At 71.9% G+C, this 13687-nt stretch carries 12 protein-coding genes; 7 read left to right on the top strand and 5 right to left on the bottom strand.

Annotation, left to right across the window (positions count from 1 at the left end; translation table 11 throughout):
* Positions 1-17 precede the first annotated feature (17 nt).
* The 3 genes from AB1K54_RS01350 to AB1K54_RS01340 form a co-directional block, all read right to left on the bottom strand.
* A complete protein-coding gene (locus AB1K54_RS01350) occupies positions 18-1562 on the bottom strand; it encodes a sugar transferase (RefSeq protein WP_371200892.1) in 1545 nt (514 codons plus the stop codon).
* A gap of 212 nt (positions 1563-1774) precedes the next feature.
* On the bottom strand, positions 1775-2971 hold the full coding sequence (locus AB1K54_RS01345) for a glycosyltransferase (protein ID WP_371200891.1): 1197 nt from the start codon (positions 2969-2971) through the stop codon (positions 1775-1777).
* Positions 2968-3507, bottom strand: a complete 540-nt coding sequence (locus AB1K54_RS01340) for a DapH/DapD/GlmU-related protein (protein ID WP_371200890.1) — start codon at positions 3505-3507, stop codon at positions 2968-2970. Before AB1K54_RS01340 ends, AB1K54_RS01345 begins: the two co-directional genes overlap by 4 nt.
* Before the next feature lie 252 nt (positions 3508-3759).
* Between AB1K54_RS01340 and AB1K54_RS01335 the strand changes: the two genes are divergently transcribed.
* Genes AB1K54_RS01335 through AB1K54_RS01310 form a run of 6 tightly spaced genes read left to right on the top strand, consistent with a single transcriptional unit; the run spans position 3760 to position 11218 of the window.
* The gene (locus AB1K54_RS01335) at positions 3760-5472 is read left to right on the top strand and encodes a fatty acyl-AMP ligase (protein WP_371200889.1); all 1713 of its coding nucleotides are present in this window, start codon (positions 3760-3762) and stop codon (positions 5470-5472) included.
* Positions 5469-7163: an acyl-CoA dehydrogenase family protein gene (locus AB1K54_RS01330; protein WP_371200888.1), complete on the top strand. Its 1695-nt coding sequence runs from the start codon at positions 5469-5471 to the stop codon at positions 7161-7163. Before AB1K54_RS01335 ends, AB1K54_RS01330 begins: the two co-directional genes overlap by 4 nt.
* A 13-nt stretch (positions 7164-7176) precedes the next feature.
* Complete coding sequence (locus AB1K54_RS01325) at positions 7177-8931, top strand: hypothetical protein (RefSeq protein ID WP_371200887.1); 1755 nt, start codon at positions 7177-7179, stop codon at positions 8929-8931.
* The gene (locus tag AB1K54_RS01320; protein ID WP_371200886.1) at positions 8928-9182 is read left to right on the top strand and encodes an acyl carrier protein; all 255 of its coding nucleotides are present in this window, start codon (positions 8928-8930) and stop codon (positions 9180-9182) included. Before AB1K54_RS01325 ends, AB1K54_RS01320 begins: the two co-directional genes overlap by 4 nt.
* On the top strand, positions 9169-9855 hold the full coding sequence (locus AB1K54_RS01315; protein ID WP_371200885.1) for a 4'-phosphopantetheinyl transferase superfamily protein: 687 nt from the start codon (positions 9169-9171) through the stop codon (positions 9853-9855). Before AB1K54_RS01320 ends, AB1K54_RS01315 begins: the two co-directional genes overlap by 14 nt.
* Positions 9856-9907: 52 nt before the next feature.
* Positions 9908-11218, top strand: coding sequence for a UDP-glucose/GDP-mannose dehydrogenase family protein (locus AB1K54_RS01310; RefSeq protein WP_371200884.1), 1311 nt, complete (start codon positions 9908-9910; stop codon positions 11216-11218).
* Here AB1K54_RS01310 and AB1K54_RS01305 read toward each other — a convergent pair.
* Positions 11215-11682 (bottom strand): VanZ family protein, encoded by a 468-nt coding sequence (locus AB1K54_RS01305; RefSeq protein ID WP_371200883.1) that lies wholly within the window; start codon positions 11680-11682, stop codon positions 11215-11217. The two genes, AB1K54_RS01310 and AB1K54_RS01305, sit on opposite strands and share 4 nt — an antisense overlap.
* A gap of 121 nt (positions 11683-11803) precedes the next feature.
* The gene (locus AB1K54_RS01300) at positions 11804-12511 is read right to left on the bottom strand and encodes an endonuclease/exonuclease/phosphatase family protein (protein ID WP_371200882.1); all 708 of its coding nucleotides are present in this window, start codon (positions 12509-12511) and stop codon (positions 11804-11806) included.
* 99 nt (positions 12512-12610) lie between these two features.
* Here AB1K54_RS01300 and AB1K54_RS01295 point away from each other — a divergent pair, with 99 nt between their 5' ends.
* On the top strand, positions 12611-13639 hold the full coding sequence (locus AB1K54_RS01295; protein ID WP_371200881.1) for a glycoside hydrolase family 6 protein: 1029 nt from the start codon (positions 12611-12613) through the stop codon (positions 13637-13639).
* Positions 13640-13687 lie beyond the last annotated feature (48 nt).

The following is a 13687-nucleotide window of genomic DNA, read 5'->3' as shown; positions in this document are numbered from 1 at the left end:
ATTCCGTCGCCGGCGCCTCAATAGGCGCCGTCGCCCTTCAGCACCGCGCGGACGGTCTTGGCGAGAATGATGATGTCGCCGGTGATCGACCAGTTCTCCACGTAGTAGAGATCCAGCTTCACGCTCTCCTCCCACGAGAGGTTGGAGCGACCGTTCACCTGCCACAGGCCCGTGATGCCCGGCCTGGTGAGCAGCCTCCGGCTGACATGGGACTCGTACTGCTCCACCTCGGCGGGCAGGGGCGGCCTGGGCCCCACGAGACTCATGTCGCCGCGCAGCACGTTCCACAGCTGCGGAAGCTCGTCGAGCGAGAAGACCCGCAGCATCCGTCCCACTCGCGTCACCCGCGGGTCGTTCTTCAGCTTGAACAGCACGCCGTTGCCCTGATCGGCCTCGCGCAGCGCCTCGAGGCGCGCCTCGGCATCGACCTGCATCGAGCGGAACTTCAACAGCGTGAACCGCGAGCCGTTGGCCCCGACGCGCTCCTGACGGAAGATCGCGGGCCCCTCGCTGTCGAACCGCACCGCGAGCGCGATGATCCCGTACACCGGCGAGAGCACCAGCAGCGCCAGGGCGGAGAGCACGACATCGAATCCGCGCTTGACGACGTGGTTGAAGCCGGAGTACTGCGGCAGATCGACGTGGACCATCGGCAGGCCGCTGATCGGGCGCATGTGGATGCGGGGCCCGGCGACGTCGGTGAGCCGTGACATCAGGATCAGCTCGACGCGGGAGTTCTCGAGCTGCCAGCTGAGCTGACGGATCGCGTCGTTGCCGCCGGGAAGCGACCCCGCCACGATGACCGCCCGCGCCCGCGCACGCTTCGAGATCTCGGCGACCTCGCGCATCGGCACGAACGCGAGCGTGGCGGCATCGGGTCCGTCCGCCGCGCCGCGCACCGACGGGCGCTCCGGCATGCTGACCGCGATCGACCGGTAACCCACCCGGTAGTTGCGCTGCAGATCGCCGAGCACGCGCATGACATCGGGCTCGGCTCCCACCACTATCGAACCGGTCATACAGCGCCCATCTCGGCGCATCGCATGCAGGTAGGTCCGCCAGAGCGCTCGAGAGATGATCAGCAGCACCAGCCCGAGCGGCAGCGCGATGGCCAGGTACCCCCGCGCGATGTCCAGTTGCAGGAGGAACGCGACGATCGCGAGCACACCGAACGTGCCCAGCGTCGCCTGGAGCACCCGCTGATACTCGACCATGCCGGTCCCGATGTTGCGGTGCAGCCGACTGCGGGTCGCCGAGAGCGCGACGAGCCAGGTGGTGGCCAGCACCACGCTCATGATCGGATACGCCCCGTCGAACGGGCCCGGCCCGACCATCGCCCGTCCGAGCCCCGCACCGCCGAACCGCACGAGCTGAGCCAGGAGAACGGCGCCGGCGATCACGGCCGCATCGGTGGCCGCCATGCCCCACGACAGCCGGCGTCGCCACCCCAGACGGCGGGGCTGACGCGCGATGCCGGCATCGGCGGAGATGATCGGCGTCAGCGTCGCAGCGCGCGAGAGCGCGCCGATCGGCGTGCGAGGAACAGTGGATTCAGCAGACATCGGAGCCCCCAAGAGATCACAGCTCTAACGGACCACAAGCCCCGATGCTCGACCACGCGGCCCAGATTGCGCATGCTCTGAGTCCTCACCGTAGAACCCGGGCAGCGGGTGACCTAGAGGTGCGACCAGGTGTTTACAAAGGGTTCCGGTGCGCGTGACATGCGCGAAACACGCGCTGCCCGGATCAGGCCAGCGGCCGTCGCGCCGGCACGTCACGCCCCGCACGCGAACGCGATGACGCGCTCGTGACGCGCCGCCCACGAGTTGGCGGCGACGAAGGCGCGCCGGTCGGCCTCAGCCGCCGCGCCGAGACCGAGGGCGTCATCGACGACGTCGGCGAAGTCGGCGACGGTGTCCACCAGCAGGACCCGGTCGCTCACGCCGCGCACGGGCGGCAGGTCGATCGAGAGCACCGGGACACCCGCCGCCAGATACTCGTAGAGCTTGAGCGGGCTCATCGCCTCGGTCAGCGCGGTGCGCCGATGCGCCACCAGGCACACGTCCGCATTGCGCAGCGTCGCGATCAGCTGCTCCCGGCCGACGCTGGGATGCACGTGCACGTTCTCGGATCGCGCCAGAGCGGCGATGTACGTCGGATCGGGCAGCGGACCCAGCAGCACGATCTGCAGATCGGGACGGGCGCGCGCGAGGCTGGCGATCCCGTCGACATCCAGCCGCGAGTCGAGCGTGCCCACGTACACCGCACGCGGGCCGGGGATGCGAGCCAGCCATGCCGGGGGCTCGGGTTGCGGCCGGAGCCACTCGGCGGGTTCGACCCCGTTGGGAACGACCTCGGCGGGTCCGGTGGGCGCGATGCGCTCGAGGATTTGACGCGACACCGCGACCACTCCCCGACCGGACGCCGAGATGCGGGTGTACGCCTCGCGGAACGCCGGCCAGTAGTCCTGGCGGCTCGGCGAGCTGAGCCAGTCGTCACGGGCGAAGAAGGTCGACCTGCGCGCCCACGCCATGGGCGCGAACCCCGCCACGAGCGGGTTGGCCGTCAGCGCGACCGGAGAGCGCAGGCGCCTGCGCCGGACGCCGTGCTCGAGCGCGGCGTCATACGTCGTGTACTCCCTCTCGACCTCGACCGGGTCCAGCCGATCGGTGCGACGCAGCCGCGTCGGCGACAGCAGCCAGCGCCGGTCGGTCTCGGGAAAGCGCGCGTCACGGTCGACCAGTCCCGATGCCAGCACCCGCGGCATCCATCGATAGGGGTTCGCCACCAGCAGCCCGTCCACCTGCGGGCTCTCCATCAGGCTCATCACGATCCGGTCCGGCGGCCGCATCATTCCGCGTCGCACGGCATCGGCGTAGGTCTCGAACGAGAACGTGAAGACGACGTCGTCGCGCGGGGCGGGAGTCGGCTCGGACTGCGCGCGGCGCGTCTCGGGGCGGGTCGGAGTCATTCGCTCACCAGCTCCCGCACGACCCGCGCGGGCGCGCCGACGACGACCGTGCGCGCGGGCACGTCGTTGAGAACCACCGCGTTCGCGCCGACGACGGCGTTCGCGCCGACGGTGACGCCGGGCATGATGACCGCGTTCTGCCCGATCCAGGCCCCGCGGCACACCCGCACGGGCCGAGGCTCGGAGATCTGCTGGTCGCGGATCGGGATGTCCGCACGATCGAAGCCGTGGGCGTGGTCGGCGATGTAGACCCCGAAGGCGATGCCGACGCCCTCCTCGATGACGACGCTGCGCACCGCCGAGATCGAGGCGCCGCGCATGCGGACCCGGTCGTGGATGAACATCACCGGTCCCGGGGTCGACCGGGAGGGGACCATCAGCCAGGAGCCCGCGCCGATCAGAACCCCGTCGCCGACCGAGATCTTGTCGGCATTGCCGAGCCGAGTCGGCAGCAGAATGCGAGACCCACGGCCGAAGCTGTGGAAGCCCCCGGCCGCGAGGCGACTGAAGATCGAGTCCCTCGCCCGCTGGAGCACCAGAAGTGCCTCTAGTCCATTCACAGGTGCCGAGCCCCCGTTCCGACAGAAGGCGGCCGTCGCGCTGCGCTGGCCGCTCACTTCGCAGACTAGCCGCGAGTCCCGAGCGCACCGGAGCTGGTGCCGCAGAGTTAACGCGCACGTAACAGCCCTGACCCTTGCATCGGTCACGCTGAACATCAGGCGCCGGGGGGCGGTGCCTTCGTCGGCGTCCACCCGCTGCGGCAGGGGGAGTGAATCATGGCTTCACACATGGGATCCGCATTCGTGCGGGAGCTGCGACGCTCAGCGTCCGGCGCCGCCGGGCGCGGCATCCGGTTCTACGACTCGCCCGTCGCGTACGAAGACCTGTCCTACGCGGAGCTCGACAGGGACGCGCGTGCTCGAGCGGTCGAGCTGCGCGAGCGCGGACTGGTCCCGGGCGATGTCGCGGTGCTCGCGTTCGAACCGGGCCTGCCGTTCATCCGCGCGTTCCTGGGATGCCTCTACGCCGGGGTCGTGGCCACGCCGGCGCCCATCACGGCGGCGCGCAATGCCGACGCGGTGCGCGCCCGGCTCTTCGCGATCGCACGGGACGCCGGCGCGAAAGCGCTCCTGACCGAACCGGCAGCGCTGGCCCCGCTCGGCGTGCGCGACGACGAGGTGGTGGGCGAGGCACCCGTCCTCACCGTCGAAGGGCCCTCCGCGGGGGCGTACGACCAGTGGGCGATGCCCGCGATCGACGACACGGCGCTGGCGATCCTGCAGTACACGTCGGGCTCGACCGGCGTTCCCAAGGGCGTGATGATCTCGCACGGCAATCTGCTCGCCAATCAGCTCGCCATCCAGGGCGTCGTCGGCACGACCTCGTCGAGCGTGACCGTGGGGTGGCTGCCGCACTACCACGACATGGGGCTGATCGGCCAGATCCTGCAGCCGCTGTTCGCCGGGGCATCCCTCTATCTGACCTCTCCGTCGCAGTTCCTGCGGCGGCCGCTGCAGTGGCTGCGCCTCATGACCGAGCACCGCGCCACCCACACCGTCGGACCCGACTTCGCGTTCGCGCTGTGCAGCCGGCTGGCCACCGACGAACAGCTCGCCACCCTCGACCTGTCCAGCGTCGAGGCGATCATCACGGGGGCCGAGCCGGTGCGGATCCAGACCCTCCGCGACTTCACCGCACGCTTCGCACCGGCCGGATTCCGCGGCGAGGCGTTCGTGCCCGCGTTCGGCATGGCCGAGACCACCCTCATCGTGACCGGACGGCGCGGCACCTCCTCGCCTGTGCCGATCCTCGCATCCGCCGACGCGATCGAACGCGACGTCGTCGCACCGGCCGCCCCGGGCGAGCGCGAGCTCTCGCTGGTCTCATGCGGACCGCCGGTGAGGGGCATGACCGTCGCGATCGTCGACCCGAACACCTCGCTCCGGGTGCCCGATGGCGCTGTCGGCGAGATCTGGGTGAGCGGCACGAGCGTCGCACGCGGATACTGGAACCGCCCCGAGCAGACGCGCGAGGACTTCGGCGCGACGCTGCCCGAAGAGCCCGGCCGCGCCTACCTGCGCACGGGCGACCTGGGCGCCCTCCTCGACGGCGAGCTGGTGGTGACGGGGCGTCTCAAGGACCTCATCATCATCCGCGGCCGAAACATCTATCCGCACGATCTCGAGACCGCCGCCGGAAACCTGCTGGCGCCGGGATGCCTGAGCGTCGCGTTCGAGCTGCCGGACCACGACGCCGACGTCGGCCTCGTCGCCGAGATCGACCCGAAGGCGGCGACCGACCATGCCGCGCTCAGCGCGGATCTGCGGCGGCGGGTCGGCGACGAGTTCTCGCTTGCCAGTCTGGGCGTCGCCCTGATCCGCAAAGGGACCCTGCCGCGCACGACCAGCGGCAAGGTGCAGCGGTCGCTCACCCGCGCGCTGGTCACCCGGCAGCAGCTGCCCGTGCTCTACGCCGAGGGATTCGAGGCGGTGAAGGCGTGACGGGCACCACCTCGATCGACCTGCTCGCCTCCGTCCGCGAGTTCGACCGGTACCTGGGCGATCCCCGCGACGCGGCCGCGCTGATGCGCACCGATGTCGCGGTCCGGCTCGACGAGCGTTCGGCCTTCCCCGCCGACGCGCTCGCCGCGATCGACGCCTGGGGCCTGCAGCGGCATTACGTGCCCGCCGAGCACGGCGGCAAGCTCACCGATGTCACCGCGCCGCTGCTGATGATCCGGCACGTCGCCCGGCGGGACGTGACCGCCGCCGTGGGGCACGGCAAGACCTTTCTCGGATCGGTGTGCGCGTGGGTCGCCGGCGGCGAGATCGCCGCGCGGACGGCCGCGATCGCCGTCACGGGCGATCCCGTCTCGTGGGGGCTCACCGAGCGGGGCCGGGGATCGGATCTGTCCCGCTCAGCCACCGTCGCGCGCGGCGGCGGTCCGACGGTCCGCATCGACGGCGGCAAATGGCCGATCGGCAACGCCACCCGCGGCCGGGCGATGACGATCCTCGCACGCACGAGCGACGAGCCCGGACCGAGGTCGCTGTCGCTCCTGCTCGTCGACAAGCACGACGTCGACCCCAGCACGCTGTCGTACGAGCCGAAGGTCTCGACCCACGGCATCCGCGGAGCCGACATCAGCGGCATCCGATTCACCGGAACGACCGTCGGCGGTTCGGCGTTCGTCGGCCCCGTCGGTCACGGCCTCGAGATCGTCCTGAAGTCCCTGCAGCTGACGCGGACGCTGTGCACGGCGCTGTCGGTCGGCGCGGCCGACCAGGCGCTGGCGATCGCCCTGGACTTCGCGACCGATCACCGCGTGCACGGCGTCCGGCTCGCGGACCTGCCGGCCACCCGGCGCGCGCTCGCGGAGGCTGTCGCCGACCTGCTGCTGGCCGAGATCGTGATGTTCGTCGGGGCCCGCACGATGCACTCCGCGCCGGCCGAGATGAGCCCCGTGAGCGCGTTCGTCAAGGTGCTCGTTCCCGGAACGGTGGACCTGCTCGTGCGCGACCTGACAGACCTGCTCGGGCTCCATTCGCAGTTCGTCGGGTTCGCGGGCGCCGGTGCGTTCCAGAAGGCCGCGCGCGACAGCCGGGTGGTGGGCATCTTCGACGGCAACTCGGTGGTCAACCTCAACGTGATCATCAACGAGTTCCCCGCGATGGCGCGCCCCGCCCCCGCTCCCGAGATCTCGCGCGTCCTCGACCCGCTGCGCCCCGGCGCGCAGGCCGGGGCCCTGGCGCCCCAGGCCCTGCGGCTCGTCTCCCGCGAGGGGCCCCAGCTGCTGCGTGCCCTTCCGGAGCTCGTCGAGACCGCGCCACTGTCAGCGCCGGTGCGGGATGCCGCGCGACGCGTGCTCGCCGAGTACGAGACGGTGGTGCTCGAGGCGGCCGCTCTGCCGCGCGAAAGTCAGCCGCACCCCCGCACGTTCCAGGTCGCCGAGCGCGCGGCCCTCGTGTTCGGCGGCGCGTGCGCCCTCGCGTTCGGGCTCGCTCGCCGCGACGCGCTTCCCGTGCCGTTCGCGGGCGACGACGCGTGGCTGGCGGCGGTGCTGCAACGCGTCGTGCAGAGGCTGGGCGGGCCGCCGATCGACCCGGCGGTCGCCGACGCCGTGACCGGCAGCGCCCGCGGCGCCCGCGCCGCGGGCGCTGCGGTCACCGTCCTGTCGGACTGGGCGGGGTGAGGCCATGAGTTCGATGAGCACGAGATCGCTTCAAGCCGGCCCGGCGGATGCCGCGTCCGACCTCGAACTGCTGTTCGGCGACCCGCATGAGGACGGGCCGTTCGCACACACTGCGGTGATCGCCGACGACGACGCACGTCGGTCGAGCTCGTTCGCCGAGGCGATCCTCGACGAGTGGGGCGCGGCCGGTGAGTTCGTCCCCCTGTCGCTCGGGGGCCGGTGGGGCGACACCGCCGACCTCGTCGCGCGGCTGCGGCCCGTCTTCCGCCGCGACCCCTCCGTCGGATTCGGCCACGCCCTCGCGTCGCTGACCGCCGCGGTCGGCGTGTGGGTCGCCGGCAGCGCGCAGCAGCAGTCCGACCTGGCCCGCCGGCTGCTGCGCGGGGAGCGCATCGCGGCCGCCTTCGCCGAGCTCGAGCACGGCGACCGCGGCGCGGGCTGCATCGCCGAGGCTGTGGACGGCCGATGGCGTGTGACCGGAGGCGAGCAGATCGTCCTCGGCCGGGGTCGCACGGACTCGGTGCTGATCCTGGCGCGCACCGGCGACGACGCGGAAGCCGCCTCGCTGTCGCTGCTGCTGTGGACGGGAGCGGCATCGCCACTCACGACCGGCGGAGCGGACCGCGTGCTCACGGCGGGCCTGCGCGGCGCCGGCGCCGGCGCGCTGCGATTCGACGGCGCCGAGGTGCCGGCATCCGCCATGATCGGAGCGCCCGGCACCGGGGGCGATACCGCCCGGATCGCGACGCAGGTGACGCGCGCGATCGTGCCCGCTCTGGCGATCGCCTCGGTCGAGGCGGCGCTGCACGAGGCGATCCTGTATGCCCGTTCGCGCCTGCTGTACGGCGCCACCGTGCTCGACATCCCGCACGCCCGGGCCCTGTACGCCGATGCGCTCGCCGACACCCTGCTCGCGGATGCCTTCAGCACGGCGATCGTGCGCAGCCTGCACGACGCGCCGGACGAGAGCTTCCTGCTGAGCGCCGCCGGGGCGCATCTGATCCCGCGACTGCTCTCCGAGACGATGAGGCAGCTGTCCGTACTGGCGTCGTCGACGTTCTACGCCCGACTGGAGCCGTACGCCCTCATCGAGAAGCTCGTGCGCGACCTCGCCGGGGTGCAGGCGGGCCTTGCCGGCGGCGGGTCGGCTCTGCTCGACGTCGTCTCGATCCTGCCGACCTGGGCACGACAGCCACTTCAGACCCAGGAGCCCGATCTGCGACTGTTGGCCGCACCGCGCCAGCCGCGCGAACCCGACTTCGCGGCCCTCGGCCTCGATGCGAGCGCCGATCCGCTCGGCGCGACCCTCGAAGACCCCGGGGTGCGCGAGGCCCTGGCCGCACGCGCGCCCGGGCTGCTTCGGCTGGTGGAAGAGCTCGCCGAGCGATACGCCGCCGCCCGAGCGCTCGCACGGAGCCTCACCCCGCACGCGAATCCGTGGGCGGCGCCCGCCGCGACGTTCGACCTCGCGCGCGAGATCGCCCTCCACCTCTCGGCCGCCGCCGTCCTGGGCATGTGGGCGTCCTTGCCCGACTCGGGCGAGATCGGCGCGGATGCGCTCATCGCCGAGGCGTGCCTGCGGCGCGTGCTCGGGCGCCTCGACGGGCGCCATGAGCCGCTGCCCGACGAGGTCGTCGAACGCCTCGTGCGGCACGGCGAGCAGTGCGCGGCCGGTTCGCGCTCGGTGGGCCTTCACCCGGTGCCCGTGTACCCATCCGCGGGGCCGCATCCGGCCGCCGCAGACCCGACCGAAAGGACACGATCATGACCGTGCAACTCGCTCCCGCTCAGATCGAGGACTGGCTCGTGGGGCGCGTCGTCGCCTACGGCAAGGCCGCTGCGGACTCCTTCACCAACGACACGCCGCTGAGCGATCTCGGACTGGACTCGGTCTACGCGCTGACGCTGTGCGGCGACATCGAGGACGAGTTCCAGCTCGACGTCGACCCGACGATCGTGTGGGACTACCCGACGATCCGTGAGCTTGCGAAAGGGATCGCAGAGCTTGCCGGCCAGTGATGTGACGGCGCCGACCGCCACGTCGGTCGGCGTGCACCTGCGCGCCGGATCGTTGTCGCGTGCGCACGAATGGTCGCGAGCCGAGGCGGCGCTGCTGCTCGGGGAAGACGCCGCGTCGGCCGAGGGGCTGGCCGGTCGCCGCCGCACCGAGTACCTCACGACGCGTGCGTGGGTGCGCGAGATCGTGCACGACCGCTGGGGCCTGCCGTGGCGGGGCTTCGAGCACACCGCCCGCGGCGAGAAGCCCCGGCTGCGGCGCGCACGGCCGGCGGATGCCGGCATCGATGTGAGCATCGCCCACTCCGGCGGCGCCCTGGTGGTCGCCGTGGCACGGCATGGCCTGGTCGGAGTCGACATCGAGACGGTCGCGCCCGTGTTCGACCAGCCCGCACTGCGGCGCCGGCTGTGCACGCCAGACGAACGACGGCGCGCGGAGTCCCTCGGCGCCCACGCGAGACGGGCGTGGCTGACGCAGCTGTGGACGGTGAAGGAGTCGTACGCGAAGGCGCTCGGCACGGGCCTGGCCCTCGACTTCGCCTCGCTCGAGTCCGCCGACCTCCTGCGGAGGGCGCACTCGCGGAGCGTTCTTCTGCCACCATGGCGAAGTGCCTCGATGAAGGCCGCCGTGAGCTGGGTCGGTGACACCGACCGGCTCCCCCAAGCGCGCGTCTGATAGGAATGGATGCCGTCTTCCCTCTCCCGCCCTGTACCGAAACGGAGCCCCCATGCGCCTGACTGTCATCGGATGCGGATACCTCGGCGCCGTACACGCCGCGGCCATGGCCTCCATCGGCCATGAGGTGGTCGGCATCGACGTCGACGAGGGCAAGGTCGAGTCGCTCTCGCGCGGCGAGGCGCCGTTCTTCGAGCCCGACCTGCAGGAACTGCTCACCGCCGGCGTCGACTCGGGCGCGCTGCGGTTCACCACCGACATCGCCGCAGCCCGCGGCGCGCGCGTGCACTTCATCGCCGTCGGCACCCCGCAGCAGCAGGGCGGGTACGCCGCCGATCTCACGTACGTCGACGCTGCCGTCGAGGCGCTCCTGCCGCACCTGGCGCCCGGCGATATCGTCGCCGGCAAGTCGACCGTGCCGGTGGGCACCGCGGCGCGGCTCGCCGAGCTGATCGAGCCCACGGGCGCGGTGCTCGTGTGGAACCCGGAGTTCCTTCGCGAGGGATGGGCGGTGAAAGACACGGTCGAGCCGGACCGGCTCGTGGTGGGGGTCGCAGACGGGCCGGATGCCGGCACCGTCGTCGAGACGATGAAGGCGGTGTACCACACCGCGGTCGCCGCCGACACGCCGTTCCTCGTCACCGACTGGGCGACTGCCGAGCTCGTCAAGGTCGCCGCCAACGCGTTCCTGGCGACCAAGATCTCGTTCATCAACGCGATGGCCGAGATCGCCGAGGTCACCGGCGCCGACGTCACCCAGCTCGCCGACGCGATCGGTCACGACGCGCGCATCGGCCGGCGCTTCCTCGGCGCCGGCATCGGCTTCGGCGGCGGGTGCCTGCCGAAGGACATCCGCGCGTTCGCCGCCCGCGCCGAAGAGCTCGGCCGCGGCGAGTCCGTCGGATTCCTCCGCGAGGTCGACGCGATCAACCTGCGCCGCCGCGACCGCGCCGTCGAACTCGTCGTCGAGTCGCTCGGCGGCTCGGTGTACGAGAAGCGGGTGACGCTTCTCGGAGCCGCGTTCAAGCCCCACAGCGACGACATCCGCGACTCCCCCGCGCTCGACGTCGCGGTGCGGCTGCGCGGGCTCGGGGCATCCGTCACCGTCACCGACCCGGCCGCCATCGACAACGCGCGGCGCCTGCACCCGCAGCTGAACTACGTCGAAGACCGCGACGAGGCGCTGCGGGGCGCCGACGCCATCGTGCTGGTCACCGAGTGGGACGAGTACCGTCGCGAGCTGACCCCCGAGCACACCGCGACGCTCACCGACGGCCGGGTCGTCGTCGACGGGCGAAACGGGTGGGATGCCGCGGCCTGGCGCGCAGCCGGGTTCGCGTACCACGGAATGGGACGCCGCTAGGCCCTCCTGCTGGTGCTCTCCCCGCGGCGCGCGCGGGCTCGCCGCAGGCGCTGCACCAGCAGCACGAGAAGCAGTCCGAGCGTCGCGCCGAGCGTGTTGGCCACGACGTCGCGCACGCTGGGCGTGCGTTCGCTGAGCAGCAGCGCCTGCAGCGTCTCGATTGCGAGGGTCGCCGCGAACGCGATCGGCACGACCAGCCCCCGCGGGGTCACCACGAGCGCGAGAAGCCCGCCGAACGGCACGAACAGCAGCAGGTTCGCGGTCACCTCGATGAGGTCGTAGGTCAGCCACGGCACCGCGCGCGTGATCGCGTCGAGCAGCCCACTCGCCCCGCGGTCCACCGGTGTCGGCCAGAACGCCACGGCCGCCAGCGCGACGAGATAGGCGGTGAACCACGCGCGCGCATCCGCGCCGCCGCGCGGCGCGGGCAACACGACCCTCTGCGCATCAGTGTCAGCGTTCACTCGGCGTCGCCTCCCTCTGAGAGACGCTGCGACGCTGCGGCGCGATGGCTGATTGGTTGGTGAGAGCATACGCGCCCCCGCCGGCGCAGTCACCCTCACCGTGCGGCGCCGCGACGGAGGCTCAGGACGCCAGATCTGCCGCCCGCGCCCCCGCGGCCGGCTCGGTCACCTCTGCGGTGACCAGGATCGGCAGGTGGTCGCTCAGGCCCTGCGGGAGCGTCTGCACCTTGTCGATCGTGAACCCGACCGAGGTGGCGAAGTCGTAGTGACCGCGGAAGAACCGGTACCGCGTGTATGTGCGCGCGTCGCTCAGCGACAGCTCGTACCCCTGCTCGCGCACCTTCTGACCCAGATGCTCCTTGAACACCGGGTAGTTGAAGTCGCCGACCATGAGCGCCGGCAGTCCCGGTCCGAGCTCCTGAAGCTCCGACAGCGCGGTGCGGATCTGGTGGCGGCGCAACGAGTTCAGCGCGGTCAGGGGCGCGGCATGGAAGGACGCCACGATCACCTCGTGTCCTTCGTCGATGTCGTGCAGCCGCACGCCCAGCATGCGCTCCTCGGCGGGCTTCAGCACGCGATCGTGCAGCGACTTCTTGAGCGCGAGCGAGCGCACCTCGACCGCCCGATAGGTGTTCTCGCGAAAGTAGACCGCCAGCCCGAGCCGGTTGCGCTGCGTCGCCTCGGCGAGCCGCAGACCGCCCAGGGTGTCGGGCATGTCGGCGGAGTCGCACTCCTGCAAGCACAGCACGTCTGCCCCATGGCGTTCGACGAGGCCGCCGAGCTCGCGTGCGGCCCGGTGCTTGCGCAGGTTGTATGAGATCACCCTCATGTCGAGGCCAGCCTACGACCGTCGGGCATCCGGTGCGTGTCGAGCAGGAGCATCCAGCGTGTACTCACAGCATGCGTTCGGTGACGGTAGAGTCCGACCGTGACCGGCCCGCCGACGCCCCGTCGCGCCCCGTCCGCCCGCGGGCGCGGGCGGACGCTGGGCTGGGTGAGCGCCGCGGTCGCGGTCGCGGCGATCGCGGCCGGCGTCACGGCGGCCATCGTCTTCGCCGGAGGCGTCACGACGGACGACGGGGTCTCAGGCGACGACCGGCCGGTCCAGGCGTCCGCCCTCTCGAAGGCGGCCCTCGCCGCGGCGGACGCCGAGGCCGGCACGCCCGAGCACGACGCCGCCGCGTACCTGAGCGAGCAACCCACCGCGTACTGGCTCACGCCCGAGTCCACCCCCGTGACCTCGGTCCAGGCCCGCATCGGTCAGCTCGCGAGCGAGGCGCGCGACCAGTCCGCACGCCTTGCGATCGTCGTGTACGGGCTGCCTGACCGCGACTGCGGCGGGCTGTCGGCAGGTGGGCTCGACGACGACGCCTACGCGGAATGGACGGCCGCGATCGGCGAGGCCCTCGCCGGCGCGGGAGACCTCTCGCCCATCGTGATGCTCGAGCCCGACAGCCTCGCGCTCGCCCCGGAGTGCGGCGGCGTAGATGCGAGGGTGCGCCACCTGCGCGGCGCGATCGACGCGCTCGCCGCCCCCGCCACGCGCATCTACGTCGACGGCGGCCACTCGAATTGGCTGCCCATCGACGAGATGGCCGGCCTGATCGAGCGGCTCGACGCCGACGGCGAGATCCGCGGGTTCGCGACGAACGTGTCGAACTTCAACCGCACGGCCGACGAGGTCTCGTACGCGCACGCCCTCTCGGCGCGCCTGGGCGGACTGCACGCGGTGATCGACACCTCGCGCAACGGCGCCGGATCGAACGGCGAGTGGTGCAATCCGCCCGGGCGCCTGGTCGGAGACCCGGGCGGCACGATCGCCGACGACGTCGTCGACGCGAACCTGTGGATCAAGCCACCGGGCGAGAGCGACGGAGCGTGCAACGGCGGCCCGCCCGCCGGCGAATGGTGGCCCGAGGCAGCCGTCGAGCTGACGCGGCGAAACGTCGCGCGATGAGCAGGTTCTGTGCGGATCGGCGTGTGTAGCATCGGAACGAGCCGTGCC

The sequence above is a fragment of the Microbacterium sp. BWT-B31 genome (genome assembly GCF_041379855.1).
Taxonomy (GTDB): domain Bacteria; phylum Actinomycetota; class Actinomycetes; order Actinomycetales; family Microbacteriaceae; genus Microbacterium.
Note: the sequence above shows the minus strand (reverse complement) of the source record. Positions and strands in the feature narration are given on the sequence as shown.

Bases quoted from the DNA above. Each gene is read 5' to 3' on its own strand.
- AB1K54_RS01320 (WP_371200886.1), top strand. From the start codon at position 8,928: ATGACCGTGCAACTCGCTCCCGCTCAGATCGAGGACTGGCTCGTGGGG.
- AB1K54_RS01310 (WP_371200884.1), top strand. From the start codon at position 9,908: ATGCGCCTGACTGTCATCGGATGCGGATACCTCGGCGCCGTACACGCC.
- AB1K54_RS01345 (WP_371200891.1), bottom strand. From the start codon at position 2,971: ATGACTCCGACCCGCCCCGAGACGCGCCGCGCGCAGTCCGAGCCGACT.
- AB1K54_RS01350 (WP_371200892.1), bottom strand. From the start codon at position 1,562: ATGTCTGCTGAATCCACTGTTCCTCGCACGCCGATCGGCGCGCTCTCG.
- AB1K54_RS01335 (WP_371200889.1), top strand. From the start codon at position 3,760: ATGGGATCCGCATTCGTGCGGGAGCTGCGACGCTCAGCGTCCGGCGCC.
- AB1K54_RS01325 (WP_371200887.1), top strand. From the start codon at position 7,177: ATGAGCACGAGATCGCTTCAAGCCGGCCCGGCGGATGCCGCGTCCGAC.
- AB1K54_RS01300 (WP_371200882.1), bottom strand. From the start codon at position 12,511: ATGAGGGTGATCTCATACAACCTGCGCAAGCACCGGGCCGCACGCGAG.